This is a genomic window from Arthrobacter sp. C9C5 (assembly GCF_013359735.1).
Classification (GTDB): domain Bacteria; phylum Actinomycetota; class Actinomycetes; order Actinomycetales; family Micrococcaceae; genus Arthrobacter.
Window position 1 is genome coordinate 23,806 of the sequence record NZ_JABFMX010000002.1, and the last position, 24,272, is coordinate 48,077.

At 66.4% G+C, this 24,272-nt stretch carries 24 protein-coding genes and 1 tRNA gene; 5 read left to right on the plus strand and 20 right to left on the minus strand.

Going from position 1 to position 24,272, the window contains the following annotated elements:
- Positions 1-13 precede the first annotated feature (13 nt).
- From HNO80_RS01635 to HNO80_RS01650, 4 genes are read right to left on the minus strand one after another with little or no spacing between them, the layout of a single operon-like run.
- Positions 14-874, minus strand: coding sequence for a carbohydrate ABC transporter permease (locus HNO80_RS01635; protein ID WP_175321130.1), 861 nt, complete (start codon positions 872-874; stop codon positions 14-16).
- A complete protein-coding gene (locus HNO80_RS01640) occupies positions 874-1,854 on the minus strand; it encodes a carbohydrate ABC transporter permease (RefSeq protein ID WP_175321131.1) in 981 nt (326 codons plus the stop codon). Before HNO80_RS01640 ends, HNO80_RS01635 begins: the two co-directional genes overlap by 1 nt.
- Positions 1,855-1,893: 39 nt before the next feature.
- Positions 1,894-3,321 carry an ABC transporter substrate-binding protein gene (locus HNO80_RS01645; protein WP_175321132.1) on the minus strand — a complete coding sequence of 476 codons (1,428 nt, stop codon included), beginning with the start codon at positions 3,319-3,321 and terminating at the stop codon, positions 1,894-1,896.
- Position 3,322: 1 nt separating this feature from the next.
- Complete coding sequence (locus tag HNO80_RS01650; protein ID WP_175321133.1) at positions 3,323-4,489, minus strand: Gfo/Idh/MocA family protein; 1,167 nt, start codon at positions 4,487-4,489, stop codon at positions 3,323-3,325.
- Between the two features lie 208 nt (positions 4,490-4,697).
- On the opposite strand from HNO80_RS01650, the gene HNO80_RS01655 reads away from it, so the two are divergent.
- On the plus strand, positions 4,698-5,831 hold the full coding sequence (locus HNO80_RS01655; RefSeq protein WP_249777118.1) for an ROK family transcriptional regulator: 1,134 nt from the start codon (positions 4,698-4,700) through the stop codon (positions 5,829-5,831).
- Between the two features lie 534 nt (positions 5,832-6,365).
- Positions 6,366-6,770 (plus strand): hypothetical protein, encoded by a 405-nt coding sequence (locus HNO80_RS01660; RefSeq protein ID WP_175321134.1) that lies wholly within the window; start codon positions 6,366-6,368, stop codon positions 6,768-6,770.
- Between the two features lie 250 nt (positions 6,771-7,020).
- On the opposite strand, the gene HNO80_RS01665 is transcribed toward HNO80_RS01660, so the two are convergent.
- A tRNA-Ser gene (locus HNO80_RS01665) sits at positions 7,021-7,110 on the minus strand.
- Positions 7,111-7,542: 432 nt separating this feature from the next.
- On the opposite strand from HNO80_RS01665, the gene HNO80_RS01670 reads away from it, so the two are divergent.
- Positions 7,543-8,658 (plus strand): winged helix DNA-binding domain-containing protein, encoded by a 1,116-nt coding sequence (locus tag HNO80_RS01670; RefSeq protein WP_175321135.1) that lies wholly within the window; start codon positions 7,543-7,545, stop codon positions 8,656-8,658.
- 34 nt (positions 8,659-8,692) lie between these two features.
- On the opposite strand, the gene asd is transcribed toward HNO80_RS01670, so the two are convergent.
- The 15 genes from asd to HNO80_RS01745 all read right to left on the minus strand — a co-directional run bounded on the left by asd (position 8,693) and on the right by HNO80_RS01745 (position 22,311).
- The gene (gene asd, locus HNO80_RS01675) at positions 8,693-9,835 is read right to left on the minus strand and encodes an aspartate-semialdehyde dehydrogenase (RefSeq protein ID WP_175321136.1); all 1,143 of its coding nucleotides are present in this window, start codon (positions 9,833-9,835) and stop codon (positions 8,693-8,695) included.
- Positions 9,836-9,926: 91 nt separating this feature from the next.
- Positions 9,927-10,343: a hypothetical protein gene (locus HNO80_RS01680; protein WP_249777104.1), complete on the minus strand. Its 417-nt coding sequence runs from the start codon at positions 10,341-10,343 to the stop codon at positions 9,927-9,929.
- 48 nt (positions 10,344-10,391) lie between these two features.
- Complete coding sequence (locus tag HNO80_RS01685; protein WP_175321138.1) at positions 10,392-10,739, minus strand: hypothetical protein; 348 nt, start codon at positions 10,737-10,739, stop codon at positions 10,392-10,394.
- A 117-nt stretch (positions 10,740-10,856) separates the two neighbouring features.
- The gene (locus tag HNO80_RS01690) at positions 10,857-11,276 is read right to left on the minus strand and encodes a hypothetical protein (RefSeq protein WP_175321139.1); all 420 of its coding nucleotides are present in this window, start codon (positions 11,274-11,276) and stop codon (positions 10,857-10,859) included.
- The gene (locus HNO80_RS01695; protein WP_175321140.1) at positions 11,263-11,916 is read right to left on the minus strand and encodes a hypothetical protein; all 654 of its coding nucleotides are present in this window, start codon (positions 11,914-11,916) and stop codon (positions 11,263-11,265) included. Before HNO80_RS01695 ends, HNO80_RS01690 begins: the two co-directional genes overlap by 14 nt.
- A gap of 14 nt (positions 11,917-11,930) precedes the next feature.
- Positions 11,931-13,013, minus strand: coding sequence for a WXG100 family type VII secretion target (locus HNO80_RS01700; RefSeq protein WP_175321141.1), 1,083 nt, complete (start codon positions 13,011-13,013; stop codon positions 11,931-11,933).
- 169 nt (positions 13,014-13,182) lie between these two features.
- The gene (locus HNO80_RS01705) at positions 13,183-13,401 is read right to left on the minus strand and encodes an NF038396 family protein (RefSeq protein WP_175321142.1); all 219 of its coding nucleotides are present in this window, start codon (positions 13,399-13,401) and stop codon (positions 13,183-13,185) included.
- Positions 13,401-13,994 (minus strand): dihydrofolate reductase, encoded by a 594-nt coding sequence (locus HNO80_RS01710; protein ID WP_175321143.1) that lies wholly within the window; start codon positions 13,992-13,994, stop codon positions 13,401-13,403. Before HNO80_RS01710 ends, HNO80_RS01705 begins: the two co-directional genes overlap by 1 nt.
- Positions 13,991-14,794: a thymidylate synthase gene (locus HNO80_RS01715; RefSeq protein ID WP_175321144.1), complete on the minus strand. Its 804-nt coding sequence runs from the start codon at positions 14,792-14,794 to the stop codon at positions 13,991-13,993. Before HNO80_RS01715 ends, HNO80_RS01710 begins: the two co-directional genes overlap by 4 nt.
- A 9-nt stretch (positions 14,795-14,803) precedes the next feature.
- Positions 14,804-15,253, minus strand: coding sequence for a GntR family transcriptional regulator (locus tag HNO80_RS01720; protein ID WP_175321145.1), 450 nt, complete (start codon positions 15,251-15,253; stop codon positions 14,804-14,806).
- Positions 15,250-16,908 carry a hypothetical protein gene (locus tag HNO80_RS01725; RefSeq protein ID WP_249777105.1) on the minus strand — a complete coding sequence of 553 codons (1,659 nt, stop codon included), beginning with the start codon at positions 16,906-16,908 and terminating at the stop codon, positions 15,250-15,252. Before HNO80_RS01725 ends, HNO80_RS01720 begins: the two co-directional genes overlap by 4 nt.
- A 78-nt stretch (positions 16,909-16,986) precedes the next feature.
- The gene (locus tag HNO80_RS01730; RefSeq protein WP_175321146.1) at positions 16,987-17,952 is read right to left on the minus strand and encodes an NUDIX hydrolase; all 966 of its coding nucleotides are present in this window, start codon (positions 17,950-17,952) and stop codon (positions 16,987-16,989) included.
- An 11-nt stretch (positions 17,953-17,963) separates the two neighbouring features.
- A complete protein-coding gene (locus HNO80_RS01735) occupies positions 17,964-20,228 on the minus strand; it encodes an RNA degradosome polyphosphate kinase (RefSeq protein WP_175321147.1) in 2,265 nt (754 codons plus the stop codon).
- Positions 20,229-20,331: 103 nt separating this feature from the next.
- Positions 20,332-21,351, minus strand: a complete 1,020-nt coding sequence (gene mshD / locus HNO80_RS01740) for a mycothiol synthase (protein ID WP_175321148.1) — start codon at positions 21,349-21,351, stop codon at positions 20,332-20,334.
- Between the two features lie 261 nt (positions 21,352-21,612).
- Complete coding sequence (locus tag HNO80_RS01745) at positions 21,613-22,311, minus strand: winged helix-turn-helix transcriptional regulator (RefSeq protein ID WP_175321149.1); 699 nt, start codon at positions 22,309-22,311, stop codon at positions 21,613-21,615.
- A gap of 364 nt (positions 22,312-22,675) precedes the next feature.
- Between HNO80_RS01745 and HNO80_RS01750 the strand changes: the two genes are divergently transcribed.
- Both HNO80_RS01750 and HNO80_RS01755 read left to right on the plus strand, forming a co-directional pair.
- Entirely contained in the window at positions 22,676-23,410 is a 735-nt protein-coding gene (locus tag HNO80_RS01750) for a permease (RefSeq protein ID WP_175321150.1), read from the plus strand.
- 177 nt (positions 23,411-23,587) lie between these two features.
- The gene (locus tag HNO80_RS01755) at positions 23,588-24,202 is read left to right on the plus strand and encodes a nitrobindin family protein (protein WP_175321151.1); all 615 of its coding nucleotides are present in this window, start codon (positions 23,588-23,590) and stop codon (positions 24,200-24,202) included.
- The last annotated feature ends 70 nt before the right edge of the window (positions 24,203-24,272 follow it).

A 24,272-nucleotide genomic window follows, 5' to 3' on the forward strand; every position in this document is an offset into this window, starting at 1 on the left:
CTCCAATACTCATTTACTTGACTGCACCGAAGGTGAGGCCGGCGACCATCTGGCGGCGCAGCACGACCATGAGCACCAGGATGGGCGCGACGATCAGGGTCGCGGCTGCGGTGATGTTGCCCCAGTCCGTGCCGTACATACCGGTGAACTGCTGCAGGCCCACCGGAGCGGTCTTCGCTCCGCTGCGGGTCAGGGACAGGGCGAACAGGAATTCGTTCCAGGACAGGACGATGGTCAGTACGGCGGCCGTAGCCACGGACGGCACTAGCAGGGGCCAGATGATCCGGCGGAGCACGTCCCATGTTGAGGCGCCGTCGACCATGGCGGCTTCCTGGATCTCATAGGGCAGCTGCAGGATCGAGCTGCGCAGGATCCAGACCACGATGGGCAGGTTGAAGGCAGCGTACGGGATGATCAGGGCCGGGTAGGTGTCCATGAGGCCGAGCTTGCCGGCGAAGACGAAGACCGGGATGACGGCGACGATGGGCGGGAACATGTAGGTCGACAGGATCCAGGATGAGAGCCCCTTTCGGGCCCGAAAATCCCTCATGGTCAAGGCATAGGCAGCCGGGACCCCCACGACGATGGCAAGGGCGGTGGCACCGAGACTTACGATTGCGCTGTTGGTGAGCAGTTGGCCGAAGCTTTCGGATTTGCCGCCGCCGGCAGACAGTACTGAGGCGTAGTTGTCCAGAGTGGGTGGGAAGATCCACGCCGGGGGGATCTGGTTGGCGATCCCGGCCGGCTTGATGGAGGTGATGAACATGAACAGCAGCGGCACGAGGCCGACCAAGAGCCATGCCCACAGGAAGGTACGTCCGACGATGACGCGTGCCACGGCACCGCCGCGGCTGGTTGATGATGTCGTTGTCATTACATTTCCTCAGGGTCGGACCGGCGGCCGATGACGCGCAGCATGAAAGGGATAAGGAGCGAGAGGATGATCAGGAAGACTACGCCCAGGGCGCAGGCGAGACCGACGTTGAAGCTTTGAAGGCCGACGCGGAATATGCCCAGGTTGATGATTTCGGTGGACTCACCGGGACCGCCGCCGGTCAGGATCTTGAAGGAATCGAACGTCTTGAAGGCCTGAATGGTCCGCAGCACGGCCGCGATGGCAATGAACGGAACCATTGCCGGAAAGGTGATGTGCCGGAACATCTGCCATGAGGTGGCCCCGTCGACCATGGCTGCTTCTCGGGGCTCCCCTGGCAGGGACTGAAGGCCGGCCATCAGAATCAGGGCTACGAACGGGGTCCACTGCCACATGTCGAGGATGACCAGGACGATCCATGCCGATGTCGGATCACCGAGGAGGTCGATGCCATTGGGGAATCCGAAGACGCCGAGGTAGTAGCCTACCCACCCGTAGTTGGGGTTCAGCAGCTGCTTGAAGACCATGGCCGCGACCGCCGGCGTGACGGCGAAAGGCAGCAGCATGAGCGCGGCCCCGACTTTGTTGGCGCGCGTCTGAGCGGCGAGCGGGAGTGCCAGGGCGAAGCCCAAGATCATCTCCAGGATCACCGCGACCGCAACGAAGCCGAACGTGATCAGGAATGCGTGCTGGACTGAGGCGTTGGTGACCGCCGTGATGAAGTTATCCAGGCCGACGAATTTGCCCACGCCGCCGAGAATCTTGTCGTTGCGGAAGGCCGAGTAGAAGATAAAAATGGCCGGGGCCACCGTCATCAGCAGCAAGACAAACATCGCCGGGGCCATGTAGACCCACGGGGTCGAACGTTTTTTCCAGGTCAGCGGCTTCCTGTCGCGCGGGCCGGCCGTGGCACGGCCGGCCGCGCGGCGGGAAGCGTCAACCGTCAAGGTCGCATCCAATGGTGCGGCGGTTGCTTTCATAATCGATACTCCTTGGGCGACCTTGAGCGGTCCGATGGGTTAGTAGCCGGCCGATTTTAGGAGGGCCGAGACCTTCTCTGACGCGGATTTGAGGGCGTCCGTCGGGGAGGAAGCGCCTGTTGCTGCGTTGTTCACGGCGACGGCAACTTCGTGGCTGACTTCGGTGTAGTTGGTCAACCGTGCACGGCCAACGCCTTCTGCGAGGGATTTTCCGAGGGTGTCGTAGAAGGGCGCGAGGGGGTTATCGCTCTTGATGCCGGTAAAGACGGAAGTCCGGCTGGGGTGCAGGGACTTTGCGGTCATCGTCGTTTGCTGCTCGGCGGCGGTCAGCCAGCTGATCCCCTGGTAGGCCCATTCCTTGTTCTTGGAATTCTTGTTGACGCTCAGCATCCAGGTCCCGAAGTGGGGTCCGGCGGCCTTCGCGCTGGGCACCGGGGCATAGCCGATGGTGCCGCCCTTGACGTTGTCACCGAGTTTGAGGTCGTGGTAGTTGATCGTCATGGCGGTCAGCCCGCTGCCGAACGATTCGGCGGTTGTACCCCAGTCCGCTGACGTGCTGCCCGGGGGCACGTGTCCGCTTTGCGCCAACTTGGCATAGTAGTCAAGTGCCTGGGTTCCTTCGGGTGTGTCGAACGTGGGCTTGCCGTTCTGGTCTGCCAAGGTCCCGTCTCCGCCCCAGGAGGCGAGCAGGGTCTTGAAGTCGTCGGTGGCCCAGTCGCCGACGCCTGCCATGACCGTGGTGCCGTACAGCTTCTTGTCAGGCTGGGTGAAGAACTCTGCAACCTGGGCATAGTCGTCCCAGGTCTTCGGGACCGTGAGGTCCTTGCCGTACTTGGCCCTGAAGTTCGACTTCTGGACCGGGTCGTTGAACAGGTCGCTACGGTAGGCCATGACGGCCACGTTCGACTGGATCGGCATCCCGTACACGTCGAATCCGGCATTCTTGATCGCGGATGCGTCGGGCTTTGCCGTGGGGTCCGGGTAGCGTTTGATCGGGGAATCAGCGTTGTAGACGGCCGTGTCGTAGAACACCTTGGGGATGAAGTCGCCCACGTTGGACTGCGGGCCGTCAGGGTTCAGGGCGTCGTTCTGGATGTACTGGCTCAGGGGTTCGAGGTTTTGCACCAAGGCCGGCGCCCACGGGGTGTCGACGACGACGATGTCGTAGTAGCTGCTGCTGGACGCGAACTCGGAGAAGACCTTCTGCTGCAACGCGTCGTACGGCTGGTTGTCGATCTTCAGATCGATGCCGAACTTTTCCTTGAACTGCGGCACCAGCGACGCGACGGCGGCGCTGTTGGCTTCATCGGTGGTGTAGAGCATCCGCAGCTCTGCCGGTTTGGCCGCAGCGGTGTTGGGTGCTGATGACCCGCCCGTGCATGCGGTTGCCAACAGGGTTACGGTGAGCGCGGCTCCCAGGCCCGCTACGATGCGGGATCGCTTGACGCGATCGAGAGATCGGATCATCCTACTGCCTTTCCTTAAGGGTTAATATAGGGGTCTTGTGCCCGGTCAGTTCCGGGTCGTTCGGTGGAACGTCTTGCCAGCCGCCCTCCCGGGCGGAGCGCTGGACGGCGGAGGTGAGCCGGGCAGCCCGTAGCCCGTCATCAAACAGGGGCAGGCCATCCGGAGCCGTACCGGATCTCACCGCTAGGTAAGCATCGGATATGAATGAGTTGAAGGCGTCCTGATAGCCCTGCGGATGGCCTGGCGGCAGGCTGCAGTATCGGGCAGCCGACGGATCAAGGACGGCCGGATCTCGGACCATCAGCTGGGAGCCCGAGCGGCGTCCGACCCACAGAGTTTCCGGTTGCTCCTGATCAAAGGTCAGTGTTTCCGTCGTTCCCGAGATTTCCAGGGCGAGGCGATTCTTACGCCCCGGGGCGACCTGGCTGATCAGGAGTGTTCCCACGGCGCCTCCGCGGGTCTCGAAAACAATGGAGACGATGTCCTCTGTCCGGACATCCCGGCCCCCCCGTTGGCTGAAGGCCGTGCGTGTCAGGGCGGCGACGCGGCTGATTCGGTCATCAAGAATAAATTCGATGACATCGCACAAATGGGAGCCGATGTCGGCGAAAGCCCGTGAGGGGCCGCCCAGGCTTTCATCAACCCTCCAGTCGTCATCTTCGCTGGACAGAAGCCAATCCTGAAGAAATGAACCCTGGATGGTCAGGACACGTCCGACCTGGCCATGGCGCACCCTGGCCCGCGCCTCCCGGACCATGGGATGAAACCTGTAGATAAAGGGCACGGCGGCTGTGCGGCCCATGGTGCGGGCCAGTGCGGTCACTGCCGCGGCGTCCTCTACGGAGGTAGCCAGCGGCTTCTCGCAGACCACGTGCTTGCCAGCCCGCAGCGCCGCCGTGGCGAACTCCGCATGGGTGACGTTCGGCGTGCAGATGTGCACAACGTCGATGGACTCGTCGTCGAGTAACTGCTCCACGGAAGAATAAACGCGGCCCAGCCCTAGACGGGTAGCCGCCCGTTCGGCACTCTCCAGCGTCGAGGAGGCCACCCCGGCAGGGATGAGACCGGCAGCCCGGACCGCCCTGCCGTGAACGGCAGCCATAAACCCGCCCCCAATGAAGCCCGCTCGCAGTGGGGCGGACGCCTCGTCAGTTCCGTTCTCGTTCATTGCATCAGTATGACATTCGTCACCTGTCTTATGTCAAGCACTAAGCAAAAGATGCCTAAACGTGCTCAATAGATCATTCACGACGGTTCGTATCGCGTGTAATAATCAACAGATGAAACAAGACGGAGCTTCGAAGTCCTACAGGAGGGAAGCGGTTTCAGTGAGCAGCCAGACGCCGGGATTCGGTGCATTCGAGATCTTTCAGCTCATGCGTGACGGCAAGCCGCGGACCAGGGCCGAACTGACTGCTCAAACGGGACTTTCACGGTCGACCATCGGCGCGCGGATCGATACCCTCTCGGAGCTCGGGCTCGTCAAGCCGGTCTCTTATGCCTCATCAACCGGCGGGCGGCCGTCGTCTCAAATAGCCTTCAACGCGGGCGCCGGAATCGTGGCGGCCGCCGACCTCGGCGCCACGCACGCCACCATTGCCATCACCGACCTCGCCGGGAACAGAATCGCTGAAACACATACGAAACTTGAAATTTCCGACAGGCCCGACGAGGTGCTCACATCCCTGGCAGAGAACGTCACGTCGCTGCTGAAACAGATCGGACGTGATGCCAGCGAACTCATGGCCATCGGCATCGGACTGCCCGGCCCGGTAGAACATGATACCGGGAAGCCCTCCAAGCCGCCCCTCATGCCGGGCTGGGACGGATTCGACGTTCCGGCAGCCATGCGGAAGAAATTCCAGGTGCCCATTCTGGTCGACAATGACGTTAACATCATGGCCTTGGGTGAACGCGCCGCCCAGTCGCCGGACACGGACCATATGATCTTCGTCAAGGTCGCCACCGGCATCGGGGCAGGGATCATCAGTGGCGGACAGCTTCAGCGCGGGGCGGACGGAACCGCCGGGGACATCGGCCATATCCCCATCTCACGCGGCGTCCTCGTCCCCTGCAGCTGCGGCAATATGGGCTGCCTCGAGGCCCTCGCCAGCGGGCCGGCAGTCGCTGCCGCCCTCAGGAAAAACGGCGCGGATGTCCGCACGGTGGCCGATGTCATTGCACTCGTACGGGCCGGCGATCTCGCCGCCATACAGACCGTCCGACAGGCTGGCCGGGACATCGGTGAAGTCCTGAACATGTGCGTCAGCATCATCAACCCCTCCGTCATAACCATCGGGGGCTCGATGGCCGAAGCGGGCGAATACCTCATCGCAGGAATCCGCGAAGTCGTGTACAGCCGGTCCACACCGATAGCCACTCAACACCTGACCATCGAACAATCACACTCCGGGCCCCAGGCCGGCGTCATCGGTGCCAGCATCCTCGCCATCGAGCACGCACTCTCTGCCGAGCGACTCGAATCCCTCCACAGCCGCCGAACCGCCTAGACCATCAGCTCGGGACCCAGAGGGCCAAAGCGGCTTGTGCGCCGCCGTTCTCATAAAGAGCGATAAGGCAACTGGCAATCAAGGTTCCGGCAGGGGACGGACCCGGAACGTCGAACCCATCTTCGTCAGCACGCGCAAGCTCATGGTCATCACGTTTGCCTTTAGGTGGACGCGGTCAAGCCACGCGATCTTTGACCGGGCGCGCGTCTGAGACTGCCGCTGGAGCCCGCATCTATTCCGCAGATTCGATGGCAGCCGACGAAATCAGATGGCAACAGTAAACAGCCCTGACCTGCGACGATGAAAAGTGCGGATAGTCCGCAGAAACGCCCGAGAGCGCCGTACTCTCTCTCGAAAGGCCATCGGATCCACTCCGGTCCAACATCTGCGGGTCCGGGTTGCATTGTTTGCCTCGGCCGGCAGCACTGCCCGACCTATGCTCGGGCCGGCTTCGCCTTAGAGTTGGCGACGGCCAGCCCGTCGCTTGTGCAGTTCGTAGCTTCTGGTGTGGTGATCGCCCTGGTAGGTCTCGCCATGACCGTCACGACCCTCAGGAAAGAACCGGCGCCTCCCGAGGTATTTCTAGAGGAGGAACACTTCGAGGGCGGCGGGACCGTGCCAGTCCGAGAGGGAAACGTGTGGACGGGTTTTTCAGTTCATGCGATGTTCCGGATGCTGATTCTTAGCCCCACCTCGGAAGCCCTCAGGTTCAGTCTCGCCTACGGCTTTGGGAAGTTCGTTGGGCCATGGACTTTACAGCGAACGGAAGTCGCGCGGATAGAGCGCGTCCGGATGTGGTTGAATCCTCAGGACGCCCTCAGAATCATCCCGGCCACCGGTTCTCCTTGGTATTTTTTGAAGCACGAGCCCGGCACCGTTCTGGCCTGCTTGAAAGAACTTGGCTGCCCCGTGTCCGCTGACGTAGGCAAATGGCCCTGATCGTCCTATCGGTCTCGAACCGGGCTGGCCTACTCTCCGCGCCGGACGGGGGGATGTCAATCCGCACATCAGTAGACGACCGCTGTGGGCAGCGCATGCGGGTTTGACGTCAGGGCTGGGGCGAAGCGTCGATGGCCGGCGGCGAGAGCCCTGGCGAAGTCTTGCCAATTCTTTGCCAATGCGTCCATTCCGGGCAAAGCAAAGGCCCCTGCTTCCCTTATAAACAAAGGGAAGCAGGGGCCTCGATCATTGGCGGTGACGGTGGGATTTGAACCCACGTTGGCTTTTACACCAAACAACATTTCGAGTGTTGCACCTTCGGCCGCTCGGACACGTCACCAACCTGACTAGGGTACCGGAGCAAGGCGCCCAACCCCAAAACGGCGCCTAAACAGACAGCGCCGGAGTCGTGGTCGGGTTCCCGGCGCTCGGGGTTCTGCAACGCAGAGGGCCGCGGCTGGATCATCGCGGCCGTGACGAAGCTGGCCACCGCTACCGCCATGGACGCGGCGGACACCAGTTGGAACGTCGACATCATGGGGGAGAGGCGGGTGCCGCTGGCGATGGCGACGGCAAGGCCTGCCGCCATGCCGGCCGCGCTGGAGGCCCAGCCCAGCAGGGCCAGCCTCCTGCACAGGGGCCGCAGCAGCGGCCACACGTCACCCAAAGTCATGCATCCACGTTAATGAAGCCGGCTGGACGCAGGCTGGGAGCGGACCGGGCGGTAGCCGGATTCCGCCGGAGCCTCTGGCCCCGGCCCTAGGATGAGGTCATGGCAGCACAGGTGCGCACGCGGTTGAGCCGGTCCGTGATGGGCCGGCTCCGTCTGGCCTCCCAGGGTCTCACCGGGCCTGGCTTCGAGTCCGTTCCCGGGGCGGTCCGGGTCATGACCGCCATGCAGGCGCAGGACCTCCAGGCTTCGCTGTGGGCCGTGGGGCAGCGTGTGCCGGGCTCCCGCGCGGCCGATGTCCGCGCCTCGCTGGACCGCGGCGAAATCGTCCGGTCCTGGCCGATGCGCGGCACGCTGCACCTGCTGGCGCCCGAGGATCTGAAATGGATCCTGGACATCACCTCCGCCCGCCTCATCAAAGGCCTGGCCGGGCGGCACCGGGAGCTGGGGATCTCCGCCGCGGACATCGAAGCTGCCGCGGATGCCGCCCTGCAGCGGGTCGCCGGCGGGGCCGCGGCCAGCCGGGCGGAGCTGTTCCAGGCCTTCGAGCAAGCCGGCCAGTCCACGGCGGGCCAGCGCGGCATCCATCTCCTGGGGACCCTGTGCCAGCGGGGCTTGCTGGTGCTGGGCCCGCTCGCCGGCAACCAGCAGCTGGTGGTGGCCTTTGACGACTGGATCAAGGACTCGCGGCGGCTGGGCCGCGAGGAAGGAATCGCCGAGTGGCTGCTGCGCTACCTGTACAGCCACGGCCCTGCCACCGAACGTGACTTCGCCTGGTGGTCCGGCATCCCGCTGACCGAGGTCCGGGCGGCGCTGGCCGAAGTGAGGGACCAGCTGGCGGAGCTGGACTTCGAAGGCAGGCAGTACTGGCTCTCCCCGGAGACGGAGGCCCTGCTCGACGGCGGCGTCCCCGCCCAACGCACCGTGCTGGCGCTGCCGGGATTCGACGAGTTCCTCCTCGGCTACACCGACCGGTCCATCGCGCTGCCCGCGCAGCACGCGGACAAGATCGTCCCCGGCGGCAACGGGGTGTTCAGGAAGACCATCGTGGCCGGTGGCGCCGTGGTGGGGACCTGGGCGGCGCCCGGCAACGGCCGGTCCGGCGCCGTCGTGCCCGAACCGTTCGACGGAGTTAACGGACTGCGGCCTGCGGCTCGAAAATCCTTTGAGCTGCAGGCCGCGAAGTACCGGCGGTTCCTCGGCCTCGACCGGCCCTGAGGGGTCGGAGGGGCTTAGAGGGACCTAGAAGGCCCTAGAGGGTGCCGGTGGCGATCTTGAGCATGCGCCGCAGCGGCTCCGCGGCGCCCCAGAGGAGCTGGTCCCCGACGGTGAAGGCGCTGATGTACTCCGGGCCCATTTCGAGCTTGCGGATGCGGCCCACCGGGATGTCCAGGGTGCCGGACGCCGCCACCGGGGTGAGGTCCGCCATCGAGGCTTCCTTGGTGTTGGGCACCACGGTGGCCCATTCGTTGTCCGCGTCCAGGAGCTTCTCGATCTCGGCGACGGAGAGGTCCTCGCGGAGCTTGAGCGTGAGCGCCTGGGAGTGGGAGCGCATGGCGCCGATCCGGACGCACAGGCCGTCCATGATGACGCGGTCCGCGCCGGTGGTACCGAGGATCTTGTTGGTTTCCACCCCGGCCTTCCACTCTTCCTTGGACTGGCCGTTGCCGAGGTCCGCGTCGATCCAGGGGATCAGCGAGCCCGCCAGCGGCACACCGAACTGGGTGGCGTCGATATCGGTACGCTGGTGGGCCAGGACCTTGCGGTCGATCTCCAGGATGGCCGACGCCGGGTCGTCCAGTTCGCTGCTGACCTCGGCGTTGAGCGTGCCGAACTGGCTCAGCAGTTCACGCATGTGCCGGGCGCCGCCGCCGGACGCGGCCTGGTAGGTCATCGAGGTGCCCCATTCGACGAGGCCGTTCTTGAACAGGCCGCCGAGGCCCATCAGCATGCAGGAGACCGTGCAGTTGCCGCCGATGTAGTCCTTCACGCCGCCGGAGAGGCCGGCGTCGATGACGTCGCGGTTGATCGGGTCCAGCACGATGATCGAGTCGTCGTTCATGCGGAGGGTGGAAGCGGCGTCGATCCACAGGCCGTCCCAGCCGCGGCTGCGCAACTCGCCGTGCACCCGCTTGGTGTAGTCGCCGCCCTGGGCGGTCACAATGATCGGCAGCTTCGCCAGCGTCTCGACGTCGAACGCGTCCTCGAGCTTGCCGGCCGCGCCCGCCGCAGAGCCCGCAATGGCCGGGGCGGCGCCTCCGGCGTTCGAGGTGGAGAAGAAGACCGGGTTGATGTTGGCGAAGTCGCCCTCGTCCTGCATGCGCTGCATCAGGACGGAGCCGACCATGCCACGCCAACCGACCAGTCCGACGGACGGGGTAGCTGCTGTAGTCATTGGGCCAGTTTAGACTTTGCGGCGGGTGGGCCGCAGTCGGTTACGTCACGGCCGGTCCGCCGCGCGCAGCACCGCCCGGGCAGGCTCCCCGTCAGTCCAGCTGCCGCGGGCTTGGTTCCGGAAGACCGCGCTCGCGGCGGATGCTCCGGGCCTTGAACTCAGACGTGGCAAGCCGGACGGCATAGAGCACTCCGGCGGCACCAATCACGGTCAGCACGAGGGCGCCCCACAGCGGGCTTTCGCCCCGCGAGGTCGGGGCGGCTACGAGGAAGACCGAGAACACGGTCACCGCGGCGAACACGGCCGCCAGGAGGGCCATCCCGGACGCCGTGGTGACGATCGGGCCGGACCCGGTGCGGGCAAAGCCGATCTCGTCCGCGGCGTAGGAATGCAGCCGCCCGCGGTCCATGGTCCTGGTTAGGAGCCGCTTCTCCCCGGCAGCCACGGCACGTTCGTGCCGGGCGCGGATCTCGTCGTCGTGCTGGTGGTCCGCCGCGTCTTCAGGCACGTGGTTCTCCCTTTGTGATGGGTCCATTTCCCCGGCGTCGCCGGGGGTTCATTGACGGCTCGGGTGCTCGACCGGCCTCGGCAGGTTGCGGGCCCTACGCAGCTTCTCGGCTTTGCGTTCCGTGACGTAGCCGGCCCAGCCTGCGAACAGCGGATAGAGTACCAGCACGTACATCCACCAGATCTCGCCCATGATGTGCCACTGGCCGGTGACGGCCATCTGGACCACGCCGTAGAGCATCAGTCCGAACAGGGCGGTCATCAACAGGGACAGGAACAGCAGGCCGCCGGAGGAGTTCACCGGCTTGATGATGCCCAGTCCGTCGTCTTTGCGTACCCCGTATTCCTCGTCGGTGCAGCTGACAATCCCGCCATTTTCGGCCATCCAGTGCTTCACGGGCGCCTCCGTGGCCGGCGGCGGTGTGTCACCGGGTTCCTGAGGCACGCCCCGGCTACGCCTCGCCACGGGACCCTCCCCCCTTCAGTAGATTACCGCCGGTGCCGTGGGCCTGTGCTACTCGACCGGCCGGGGCAGGTTCCGGTCCTTGCGGAGCTTTTCGGCCTTGCGTTCCTTGAAGTAGTTGAACCAGGCAGCGGCGAAGGGGAAGATGCAGGCGGGAAAGACCCACCAGACCTCGCCGGCGATGTGCCAGGCGTCCTGCCTGATGATCTGGACCACGAAGTAGACCAGCCCTCCCATTCCGATCGTCAGCAGGATAGCCAGAAAGAGAATACCGTTGGCACTGTTGACGGGTTTGATCACGCCGAGGCCGTCATCCTTGCGGACCCCGTACTCCTCGGCGCTGTAGGCGACAAGCTCCCCGTTGTCCGCCCTGCGGCGGATCGGGCGCCCTGGCCCGGCTCCCCGCTCATGCCCTCCTTGCGCGCCGTCGCGGGCGGGATCCTGGGGGGTGTTCTGGTTATGCCTGTCCACGGGACTCCTCAATGGCCCGCAGCAGCGCGGCGTCGTCAAGACCTGCGGTTTCCGCGACCTCATCCGTCTCGAAGTCGGGCACGCCGGTCGTCCACGTATCGCCTTCCCGGCGCACCAGAAGACGGGTCTCGGCCGTGAGGGTTTTGAACACGAAGTAGGCAGAGCCGCCGGGGGTTTCTACGGCGTGCTGCTTGACCAGCCGCAGCGTAGCCTCGGCCGAGCTGATGGCGGGGTCCTGCGCGAACACGAACCAGGTGCCCAGCAGCCGGGGCTGGAGCATCAGCGCGACGTCGGGGGCCTCGATGAGCAGCACGTTGTCCATCGACTCGGGTGCCAGGAGGGACACCTCCGTCCAGCGGGTCGCGTGGCCGAAAGCGGACGCGACGGCGGCGGCGGCACCGGTCACGCCGAGCTCTCCTTCTTCATTGACCGTGGCTAGGTCCCGTGCAAGGAGCGAGGAGGCGCCGGCGGTAGCCAGAGTGACGTCGTCCACCATCTCTTCAGCCCGGAAGACGCTGACGGAACGGTCACGGGCCGGTCCCTCGAAAACATCAAGCAGGTAAGCGAGTTCCCCGATGCCGAAGCCGATGACATCGACGCCGAGCCGGGGCTCGTAGGCAGTTTCATCCTGAACTGTCATGTGATTCTCCTAATCTAGAAGCCGAAGAAGTGTGCCACGGATTCGCCGGCATCCTTGACGCTGTCAGCGGCATCGCTGACGAACTTGCCCGGATCCTTGACGGCATCGACGATGCCTTCTCCGATGTTCTTGCCGACGCTGCTGATGGTGTCCCAGTTCTCGTAAACGGCTACGCCCACGCTCGCCACCTGGCAGATGGTCCCGGCAGGCGGCGGCATGAAGCATCCGACGCCGAGCATCGTTTTGCCAAGGCTGGCGGCGCCACCCTTGAGGTCCCCGTCCGCGAAGCTCTTCACTGTGTCCACGGCGTTGAATCCGACCCCGGCCCAGCCGAGAGTACGGGACAGTCCGGACTTCCCGAGCCAGTCCCAGCTCTTGCCGGCCCCAAAGAGCTGCCGCTCTTCGAGCAGCGGCGCCAGACGTGACAGCCCGGGGATGTGCTTGTTGAGGTCCTTGAGCGACGCGATGTCCGAGGCCTTGTCGATCCGGCCGAGTGTCTTGCTGGACTCCGTCGATTTCTTGAGCAGGTCCTTGAGCGGATCACTTCGCAATAGCTTGCCTGCGGTGAATCCGGGTCCCCCCAGCCGGTGGCGGCCGGTGGTGAAGAACGCCTTGGACAGTGCATCCCGCTCGTTCTTCAGGACCCAACCGTACTGCCCGAGGTGTTTGGCCAGGGTGAGTGGGGTCTTGAAGTTCTTCTGGATCCCCATGAGCATCTTGAGGCGGGCGGCTCCGCCGGCGAGGATGCCGCCGGCAAGGGCCCACGCCCCGGGGCCGGCGCCGTGGCCGAGGGGGCCCAGCGGGCCGCCGCCGGAGCCCGGGGCGGCGTTGCTGGCCTTCTCCTGCTCGTCGGCCTGCGTCAGGAGCACCTTGGACTGCTGCTTCAGCGCCCGGGCGGTCTGCTGGATCAAGGCACGGTGGGTGCCGTTCCACTCAGAGGTGAAGCGCGCGCTGTCCGCGCCCTTCCACGAGGTGTTGTTGTTGATCGTGGACGTGAGGACTGAGGACTGCTGCAGCAGCGTTTCCGACGTGTTGCCGAAGTGCTGCGCGAGCGACCGAAGCTGGGCGACGTCGGCGCCCCACAAGTTTCCTGCCATGCTGGCAACCCCCTTTACGGGCAACAGCCTAACGGGCCGCTGCCAAACCGCACGCATCCCGGACGGACGCACTGTGGTCGAAGAATCTGACCGGCCCAATCTATCCGGGCCGGAGCAATGCCGCGATGGGGTGATCTCCCCATCATGTCCGGGCCGGAGGCCGGTGCCGCTATTCGCCGTCGGGCTCTGCCAGCAGTGCGCTCTTGCGCCGGCGCAGGGCGAACATGGCACCGAAAGCGAACACCTGCGTAACGACGACGAGCACGATCGCGCCGGCAATCTTGTTGCCGCCCAGGATCATGGTCAGTCCCACGATCGCGGACAGCAGCGCCAGCAGAGGCAGCAGCATGTAGCCGAGGACAAAGAGGATTTCGGGTTTACGCAGCACTATTTGGCCTCCGTCCGCCGCCACAGGGTGATGCGGTACCGCGTGCCGTTCGCCGCGGTCAGCCAGCCGTCGGGCGGGAGGCTGGCCTCCGCGGTCCAGTCGTAGCCGAGTTCCGGGGCGAAGGTGTCGCCCTCCGTCGTGGTGTCGATGGTCGTGACCACGGCGACGTCGGCAAGGTCGAGGGACTGCGTGAAGATCTCGCCGCCGCCGATGATCCAGACCATCTGCTGGCCGGACGCAAACTGCGATTCCAGCAGGGCGTCGTCGAGGGATTTGACCGCCAGCGCGCCTTCGGCCTCCGGCGTCCCGCCCCAGCCTTCCTGCCGGGTGATGACAATATTTGTCCGGCCGGGCAGCGGCCGGTACTTGTCCGGGAAGGAGTCCCAGGTCTTGCGGCCCATGATGACGGGGTGTCCGGCCGTGAGCCGGCTGAAGTGCTTCATATCCTCTGGCAGGTGCCACGGCATGGTACCGGCCTGGCCGATCACGCCGGTGCTGGTCTGCGCCCACACCAGGCCGAGGCCTGTGACGGTGCCGCGGAGCTGCTCGGTGAAATCGACGGGATCCGTGGGGTTGCTGGTCTCGTTGCTCATACGGCTATCGGGGCCTTAATCGTTGGATGGTGCTGGTAGCCGACGACCTCGAAGTCCTCGAGGGTGTAATCGAAGATGGACTCCGGCTTGCGGGTGATCCTCAGCTGCGGATATTCGTAGGGCTCCCGGCCCAGCTGCGTGAGGACCTGGTCCAGGTGGTTCTCATAGATGTGGACATCGCCGCCGGTCCAGACGAATTCTCCCGGTTCCAGCCCGGTCTGCTGGGCGAGCATGTAGGTCAACAGCGCGTAGGAGGCGATGTTGAAAGGCACACCCAGGAAGGTGTCCGCGGAGCGCTGGTACAGCTGGCAGGAGAGTTTGCCGTCGGCTACGTAGAACTGGAAGAAGGCGTGGCACGGCGGCAGGGCCATGTTCTTGAGCTCGGCCACGTTCCACGCCGAGACGATGTGGCGACGTGAATCGGGGTTGCTTTTGAGGTTCTCCACCAGTTCCGCGATCTGGTCGATGTGGCCGCCGTCGGGCGTGGGCCAGGAGCGCCACTGCACGCCGTAGACCGGGCCGAGTTCGCCGTCGGCGTCGGCCCATTCGTTCCAGATGGTGACGCCCTGGTCCTGCATCCATTTCACGTTGCTGTCCCCGCGCAGGAACCACAAGAGCTCCACGGCGACGGACTTGAAATGCACGCGCTTGGTGGTGATGAGCGGGAAGCTCTTGCCCAGGTCGAAGCGGAGTTGCCGGCCGAACACGCTGCGGGTGCCCGTCCCGGTGCGGTCCGATTTGTGTGTGCCGTGCTCGAAGACATCGCGCAGCAGGTCTTCATAGGGCGTTGGGATGCTCACGCTCCCAGTCTACTGAGAAGTGTCTTGCCCGCCGTATTCGTGGCGTTGGCCGAGCCGGGCGCGCATCACGGCGAGCAGCGCGCCGTCGTCGAGGCCGGCCGCGCGGCCCGCGGCTATGCAGCGGTCGACGGCGGCGATCACCGCGGCATTCGGTCCGGGCGCCGGCCGCGCCGGGACAGCATCACCGGGCGTGCCGCCGGGCCCGTCCCCGCCGGCCGGGGCGGCGACGACGGTTCCGTTGCGGCGTCCGGTCTGGATCAGCCCGGTTTGTTCGAGTTCCTTGTAGGCACGTGCGACGGTTCCGGCCGCAATGCCGAGGTCTGCGGCGAGGCGCCGGACGGTCGGCAGCCGGGTTCCCGGCGGCAGCGCCCCGATGGCGACCAGGGAGGCGATCTGCGCACGGATTTGCTCGTACGGCGGTGTGGCGGAGCGGAGGTCGATGGAGATTCCCGCGGTCATGCGGCGGGCTCCTTGTCCCGCCGCGGCGAGGGTCCGGCCGGGCTGCGCGCGGGGCCGGCGACGGGGATGACGGCGATGATGGTGGCAATGGTGCCGAGGACCGCGCCGGCCAGGGTCGCCGGCCACCAAGTGTTGGCGTCGGGATTGAATGGTCCCCCGAAGGATTCGGCCGCAAACACGGCAGCCCACGCAGGCCCCTGGGTCAGCAAGAGCGCGGCCGACTGCGCGGTGAACAAGGCCGCCAGGGTCCGCACGGTCCGGTGGATCGTGACGGCGCGCAGCGCGGCGTCCATGCCGGCGGCAAGGCCGGGGACCCCCTGCCGTCGCCTGGCGGCGAGGAAGGCCGGCACCGAGGCAAGCGCGCCGCCGGCCGCGAGGAGGGCCGGAGGAACCCAGTCCGGTTCGCCGTAGAGCCGCTCCTGACCGACAGCGGTAACTGCCAGGACCAGCAGGAACGCCAGCAGGGCCAGGACGGCCGTGGCCAGCATTGCCGGGCTAACCGGCTGCCGCGGCCAGTTGCGCGGCGCTCCCGGGTCGCCATAGTTGCGCTGCAGGAGCAGTTCGCCGGCCGTAATGACCGCAAACACCGCGGCCGCCATCAGGGTAGCGAAGCCCGCCATTCCAAAGCCCGCCGCGGCGGCCGTTAGCCCGGGGACGATAAAGACCCCCGCCAGCAGGGGCACCGCCGCCGCGAAACCCAGCAGCGGACCCAGCGAGGAGACCAGCCGGGCCGCAGGATGCTGGCCGCCGGCCTGCAGTCCTGCGGGCGGCCGGTTGCGCGCGCCCAGCCCGGCGGCCGCGAGCCGCGGCGGCCCCCACAACCACATCACCAGGAGCACGGCCATGCCGACGACGCCGGCCGGATTCGTCCATCCCGTGATGCCGGCGGACGGGTCGGGCCGTGCCGCGAAGTTGCCTGCGATCACGCCCAGCCCGGCGGCCACGGTGGATACGGTGCGGAGCAGGCGGTTCATGGCGATGGTGCGCAGCACCGCATTGTCGCCGGCGTCGAGGGCCTCGAGCTGGCGGCGGCTGGCGATCAGCCACAGCACCAGCATCGTCCCGGCGGCCAGGACGGCCAGGGCTCCGCCCAGCCAGGTGGCCAGCTCAACCCCGGGAATACGGCCGTCACCGCCCTGCGTCTGCCGGGTGTATGGGCCGTCCACCACGGTTGCGGGCGGCACGGGTGCGAACCCCGGGAGGGCGGCGGTCCACGCGATGAGCGCGCCGGCGGCGGCAAAGACGACCGCCGTGACCGCGGCCAGCCGGTGCGGCAGGAAGTCGCGGATCCGCCGGACCGACAGGACGGTCTGCCGCCGCATTCGCCGCGGCCCCGGATAGCTGACCTGGCCGAGGGCGTGCACGCCCAAACACCCCAGGATCGGCCAGATGAGGGCCGGCAGGATGGTCGCGGGGGTGGTCAGGGCGCCGCCGGCGGAAGGGTCGGCCGGAATGATGCCCAGATTCATGGCGCCCTGGAGCGAGCTCGCCAGCCAGCCGATGACCCCCACCCAGAGGGCGTGTTCCGACACCGATGCCGGGGACGTGCCGGTATTCGGCGCCCAGATGACCCAACGCAGCACGGCGTAGATCAGCACGGCGGCGATGATCGGGCCGAACAGCAGCATCGACGGAAAGTAGAACTCGCCCGGCATGAAATCCCCCAAAGATCCCGCAGTTATGTACCAAGTACTTGATACAAACTAGGGCCGGCCGGCGCCGGGGTCAAGGACCTAGTCGTCGAAGGGCCGGAACTGCTCCACGGCCACGACCTTGCCCTTGCCGCGCGAGACATGGCAGACGATGATTTCCCCGGGCGAGAGGAACGGATCGCTGGACGGCAACAGGTCCCGCAGCCGGGAGTTCATGTGCTTGCCCAGCTGCGCAAAGACCGTGGGCAGTGCGGGGCGGTGCGTGCACAGTGCCACGGGGCGCCCCTTGTCGAACAGGGACTCGACGACGTTGGCGGTCTTGTGCGGACTCCGGCCGTGCAGGTGCTCGGTCAGCGATTCGTGCAGCTTCACCTTGGCGTCGACGGCCTTGGCATAGGGCGCGACCGTGGCTACGCAGCGCAGCCACGGACTCGTCACCACCCGCGACGGGCTCCACGCCTGCAGCAGTCGGCCCACGGCCTGCGCCTGGCGTGTCCCGGTGGCAGCCAGCGGACGGTCGCCCTCGGCCTTGGACCAGGAAGAGCGCGGCTTGGCTTTGGCGTGGCGCAACACCAGCAGCGGCCAGGTGTCCAGTTCGCCGCGGGAGTGTGCCGCCGCGAGGTGCTCCAGCGGGACCCGGTCGCTGGGGTTGCTGAGCAGGCCGGCGGCCTTCTCCGGCGAACACCACATGACGCTGTCCACCTCCTTGCCATCGGGCTGGAGCGGGGCGCCGTCGACGTCGACCGCCCAGTAGTGCACCACCTTTAGGCCCGCCGCCACGTGGTAGTGGATGGGCGGGAGCGGTATGCCTAGGGGGGCCTTGAGGCCGATTTCCTCTTCCACCTCGCGGGCGGCGCACTCGGGAACGGTCTCGCCCGGATCAAGCTTGCCCTTTGGCCAGGACCAGTCGTCGTAGCGGGGGCGGTGGATCAGCAGGACCTCAAGCTTGTCCTTGTTGACGCGCCACGGCAGGGCGCCGGCCGCGACGACGGCTATGGCCTCGCCGGGATGGTCGGTCTGGTCCGCAACCAGGGAATCGCTGCTCACAACCGGCGGCCCTAGCGCAGGCTCGCTGAGCGCTGCCGCGAACGCGATGCGAGCAGCCATGACTGGACGTCTTGCAGTGCGGTGCCGTCCTCCGAGAGGTGGTGGCGGACCCATTCGCCGCTGTTGTCCAGATGCCAGCTGGCGGTACCCGGATCCATGTAGCGGCGGAGCATGTCCAGGACATACGAGGTGTCGTCCCCGCTGCTGAGCTGCACCAGGGCCTCTACCCGCCGGTCCAGGTTGCGGTGCATCATATCGGCCGAGCCGATGTAAACCACCGGGTCCCCGGCGTTGGCGAACGCGAAGACGCGGGAGTGTTCCAGGAAGCGGCCCAGGACGGAGCGCACGGTGATGTTCTCGCTGAGTCCGGGGACGCCGGGGCGCAGGGAGCAGATGCCGCGGACAATGACGTCCACCTGCACCCCGGCCTGCGAGGCCCGGTAGAGGGAATCGATGATGGCTTCGTCCACCATCGAGTTCACCTTGATCTGGACGCGGGCGGCGATTCCGGCCCGGGCGTTGCGGATTTCCGTTTCAATCCGGTCAATCAGCCCGGAGCGCACCGACCGTGGAGCAACCAGCAGGCGCTTGAAGGTGGACTTGGGCGCGTAGCCGGAAAGCTGGTTGAACAGCTTGGACAGATCCTCGCCCACCTGCTCGTTGGCCGTCAGCAGGCCGAGGTCCTCGTAGTAGCGGGCGGTGCGCGGGTGGTAGTTCCCGGTGCCGATGTGGCAGTAGCGGCGCAGCCCGTCGACTTCCTGGCGGACCACGAGCGAGAGCTTGCAGTGGGTCTTGAGGCCCACGATGCCGTAGACCACGTGCACCCCGGCCTGCTCCAGCTTCCGGGCCCAGGAGATGTTGGCCTGCTCATCGAAGCGGGCCTTGATCTCCACCAGGGCGAGCACCTGCTTGCCGGCCTCGGCGGCGTCGATCAGGGCGTCAACGATGGGCGAGTCGCCGGAGGTGCGGTATAGGGTCTGCTTGATGGCCTGCACCTTGGGGTCCGCGGCGGCCTGCTCGAGGAAGGCCTGCACGGAGGTGGAGAAGGAATCGTACGGGTGGTGCAGGAGGATGTCCCGCCGCCGCATGGCCGCAAAAACATTCGCTGCCTTGGAGGTTTCCGACTCGTTGAGGTACCGGGACGTGTGCGGCACGTGCTTGGGGTAGTGCAGGTCCGCGCGGTCGATCCCCGCGATCACGGAGAGCCCGCGCAGGTCCAGCGGGGCAGGGACGGAGTAGACCTCGGATTCCTCCACGCCGAGCTCACGGATCAGCAGCGCACGGATGTTGGGGTTGATGTCGTTGGTGACCTCGAGCCGGACCGGCGGGCCGAAGCGGCGGCGCAGCAGCTCCTTCTCCAGGGCCTGCAGCAGATTCTCGGCGTCGTCCTCTTCGACCTCGACGTCCTCGTTGCGGGTAACGCGGAAGGTGTGGTGTTCCAGTACCTCCATCCCGGCGAAGAGCTGGTCCAGGTGGACGGCGATGACTTCTTCAAGCGCGATGAAGCGGGCCACCCGCCCGGGCACGGAGCCGGCGCGCGGGCCGTCAATGGAGATCAGCCGCGGCAGCTGGTCCGGGACCTTGACGCGGGCGAAGAGCTCCTTGTCGCTGACCGGGTTGCGGACCACGACGGCGAGGTTCAGCGAGAGTCCGGAGATGTACGGGAACGGGTGGGCCGGATCCACGGCCAGCGGCGTCAGGATCGGGAAGACCTTTTCCGCGAACATGGCGCTGAGCTGGTCCTTGGCCTGGTCGTCGAGTTCTTCCCAGTGCATCAGGTGGATGTGCTCGTAGGCCAGCGCGGGGCGGATCTGTTCCGCGTAGACCCGGGCGTGGCGCTGCTGGAGCCGGTGGGCGGCGTCGCCGATCTGTTCCAGGACCTGCATGGGGCTCAGTCCGGCGGGGGAGGGCACGGCCAAGCCGGTGGCGATGCGGCGCTTGAGGCCGGCGACGCGGACCATGAAGAACTCGTCCAGGTTGGAAGCAAAGATGGAGAGGAAGCTGACGCGTTCCAGCAGGAAGAGGTTCGGATCTTCGGCGAGTTCCAGGACGCGGGAGTTGAACGCGAGCCAGCTCAGTTCCCGGTCCAGGAAGCGGTCCGGGCTGATGTCGCCTTCCGGTTCCAGGTTGGGGGCGAACTCGGGGATGTCGATCCGGTCCTGGGTGGCGCGCGAGGCGGGCACTTCGGAGGAGCCGAACCGCGCACGCACGGGACGCGTAGCCTTGTCCGGCGTAGCGGCTTCAGACGTGGCTGTCCGGGCAGATTCCCGTTGCATGGTCTCTCCTAATGCTTGCGCGATTTAGCTTCAACCTTACAAGGAATTAGATCCGGATGAGCCCAGGTTTCGGCCCTGGCCGGGTGCCCGACCGCCGGCCCGGCTACTGCCCTTCCAGCGGGGCATACATGACGTCCACATCCCAGCGTGAAAAGCCCAGCCGCCGGTACAGCGCGACGGCGGGAATGTTGTCGGCGTCGACGTAGAGCATCACGGCGTGCAGGCCCTGCTGCTGCAGGTGCTTGATGCCGGCCACGGTCAGGGCCTTGCCCAGGCCGGTGCCCTGAGCCTCGGGGGCGACGCCGACGACGTACACCTCGCCGATTGCCGGGTGCTCGCCGTGCCGGGGGTGCACCTTGGTCCAGTGGAAGCCGAGAATCCGGCCGGCGCCGTCGACCGCGAGCAGGAAGCCGGCCGGATCAAACCACGGCTCGGCCATCCGGGCGTCCAAGTCCGCGCGGCTCATGTTTCCCTGTTCCGGGTGGTGGGCGAAGGCGGCCCGGTTGACCGCGAGCCAGGCCTCCTCATCCCGGCCGGGGACGAAGCTGCGCAGCGACACGCCGCCGGGCAGGGCGACGTCCGGCAGCTCCGAGGCCGCGGTGGCGAGCCGCATCTTCCACAGTTCGCGCACCGGGGCGTAGCCGTAGCGGGCGGCCAGGTCGGCGGCGGCCTCGTGGTTGCCGTGCGACCACGCCTTCAGGCCCGCGAAGCCGCGCACCTTCCGGAGTTCGCCGACCAGCCGGTCCGCGACGCCCTGGTTGCGGTAGCTCGGATGGACGGCCACCTCCAGCACCCCGGTGCCGTCGGCTTCCTCGACGACGACGGCGAAGCCCGCCAGGTCGTTGCCGCGGCCCTGGCGGGGTGATCCGGCGGGGCGGGGGGCGGCGGCATCCATGCCGGAGTCCTCGCGGGAATAGTCGGGGGAGTAGAGGGCCAGGGCCAGCACGGAGTGCGGGCCGGAGTCCGCGGCGCGGAGCGTCACGAGGGTCTGCTCGGACAGCGGCGGGTTGCCGTCGGACTCCTCGGCGGCGGCCACGAGCGTCTTGACGTCCCGCAGCAGCTGTTCGTCGACAGCTCCCTGCAAGGTGAGTACGGGCCAGTTTTCCGGATGCGCAGGACTCATGGTGCAAGGCTATACGTCCGCTGCCCGCCGGCGGGTGGGAGCCGCGTCGATTTGATGCATCCGGCCCGGGCACGTATAGTCGTTATCTCATCCGGCTCAACGGTTCGAAACGTTGAGTGGATGCGAGGGGGATCCACCACTGGGGTGGCCTCGATACGTTCGACCCGTATGTCCTCCACTGCAGCGCCAAGCGGCGTAAGAAAGCCCCGGACTATTGAGTCCGGGGCTTTTCTGTTTCCGAAGCGGCGCGGGCGGCGCCGCTCAGGCCTCGGTGAGTTCCTCGTCCGGCTGCCGGACCAGCGTTAGCCGGTATCCGACGTTGCGGACGGTGCTGATCAGGTTCTCGTGGTCGGCGCCGAGCTTTGCCCGCAGCCTCCGGACGTGTACGTCCACCGTGCGGGTGCCGCCGTAGTAGTCGTAGCCCCAGACCTCGGTGAGGAGCTGCTGGCGGGTGAAGACGCGGCCGGGGTGCTGGGCGAGGTACTTGAGCAGTTCAAATTCCTTGAACGTCAGATTGAGCGCCGCCCCGTTGACCCTGGCCGTGTAGCTGGCTTCATCGATGACGACGCCGGCCGCCCGGATCTCCGTGGGGGTGTCGTCCTGGTCCGGCAGGGCACGCGCGACGCCGAGGCGGATGCGGGCTTCGACTTCTGCGGGTCCGGCCGACTCCAGCAGGATGTCGTCCACGGCCCAGGCCGAGGAGACCGCTGCCATGCCGCCTTCGGTCAGGATCAGCATGAGGGGGGCGCTCAGCCCGGTCGCCTTGAGCAACTGGGTGAGGGAGCGGGCGCCGACCAGGTCCTTGCGTGCGTCCAGCAGCACGATGTCGCACGGGTCGGTTTCGAGCAGCGCCGTGGGCTCGGCGGGAAGAATGTGGACGCGGTGGTTGAGCAGTTCCAGCGCAGGCAGGACATCCACCGATGACCCGGTGCTGTTCGTCAGTAGCAGGATGTGCGACATGGTTCCTCCAAGGGGTGTCCGCGCATCATTGGGCGTCTGAGCCGGGCTCTCACCGGCCGGTACTGAGCTTCCGGACGGTGACCTGCCTGCGGCTGCCGGAGGAAGCGTAGCTGAGCTTTGAGTATACCCAAACGGCCTCCGACAGGCACTGTTCCGCCGCTCCAGCTTGGCTCTTTTGCGACACAAAACGTTCATATAGGGCAGGATTGATCCGTCAGGGCCTCAAGCCCGGCGGAGTCGAGCGGACCCAACGGGTCCGCAGTGAGCGAAGGTGCCGGTTGATCGTGGCTAAGTTGATCGTGGGGGACCGCGTCCTGGGTGCCCTGCTGGGGAGGGCTTTGAGACAGACGTTGGAGGGGAAACTGTGAAGTCCTGGAGTGTCGGTGTCATCGGCCTGGCCGGACTCGCCGCGATCATTGCCGGGGCTTACTCCGCGCCGGAGGTCCTGCTGGCCGTCGCCGTGCTCACCGCCGTCTGCGTCGGCATCGGCTGGCCGCACTTCCTCGGCATCCCGGCCAAGAAGACCCTCGCCATCCTGATCGGCCTCCCCGGAATCGGCTCCGCGGTGGCCGCCACTTACCTGCCCGCGCCGGGTTTCCTGAACTGGACGCCCGCACTTGTGGCGGCCGGGGTGATGGCCATCTTCGTCATGCAGCTGATCCGCGGCACGGGCCAGGCCCAGCGCCTCGAATCCACCCTGGGGTCCAGCGCCGGCGTGCTGCTGTCCTGCCTCGGCGCCGGCTGGATCGCCTGCTCTCGTTTCAACGGGGTCAAGGAAATGCTGCTCGTTGCCGCCATCAGCGCGGCGATCGCCCTGATGGCGGGCCTGATCCGCTGGCCGGACCGGATCGTGGCCCCGCTGGGCATCGTCGGGGCAGGGCTTGCCGGTCCGCTGGCCGGCCTCGTGCTCTCCGACATCGCCGTGCTGCCGGCCGCCCTCGTCGGGATCGTGGTCGGGGCCGTCCTGGTCAGCTTCCGCCGGCTGGTGATCATCCGAGGCGCTACCTTGAACCTTCCGGCCGTGCTGAGCATGGGCCTGGCGCCCGTCTCCGCGGTCGGTTCGCTGGCTTACTTCATAGACAAATTACTCCTCCACTAACGCGTTAGGATGGCATCATGTCCGTACTTGCATTTGAGATCTTCTTCCTTGTCCTGCTTGCCGTCGCCGGCCTTTCCATGGCCTGGTTTGCCGGCTTTGTGGTGTACCGGCTTTTCAAGGGCCAGAAGTAAAAAGCCAATAAGCGTCCAGAACCCGTAGTTTCCAGAGGTAGCTGCTGTGCCGATTGAAATTCCTACAGATCTGACACCCGAAATTGTTCCGCTGTCCTGGCTCATTGGTGAGTGGGAGGGCCGCGGCCGGCTCGGTGCCGGGGAAGAGGATTCGGAGCATTTCCTCCAGCACGTCTCCTTCACCCACAACGGCCTGCCGTACCTGCAGTACCGGGCCGAATCGTGGCTGACGGACGACGAGGGAACCAAACTCCGTCCGCTGACCGTGGAGACCGGTTTCTGGGCCCTTGAGCGCAAGCAGCGCGAGGAGGACGGCGGCCCCGGGCTCATTCCGGCCGACATCGTCCCGGTGCTCAAGAGCGCCGACGAGGTCGAGGAACTGCGCAACAGCGACGGCGGCTTCGACATTTCCGTCTCCATCTCGCATCCGGGCGGGATCTCCGAGCTGTACTACGGCCAGATCAAGGGCCCGCAAATCCAACTCAGCACCGACATGGTGATGCGCGGCAGCCATTCCAAGGAGTACGCCGCGGCGACACGGATTTTCGGCCTGGTTGACGGCAAGCTGCTCTGGCGCTGGGACGTCGCCGCCGGCAAAATCTCCACGCCCGGCGGCGGCCTGGAAGCGCACGCCTCCGCCATCCTCAGCAAGGTCGGCTGAACCGCGCGTCCGGCCGAAGCCGGGGTCTCACTGGATTTCCGTTGTCCGCAGCGAACGCAGGGAGCACCAC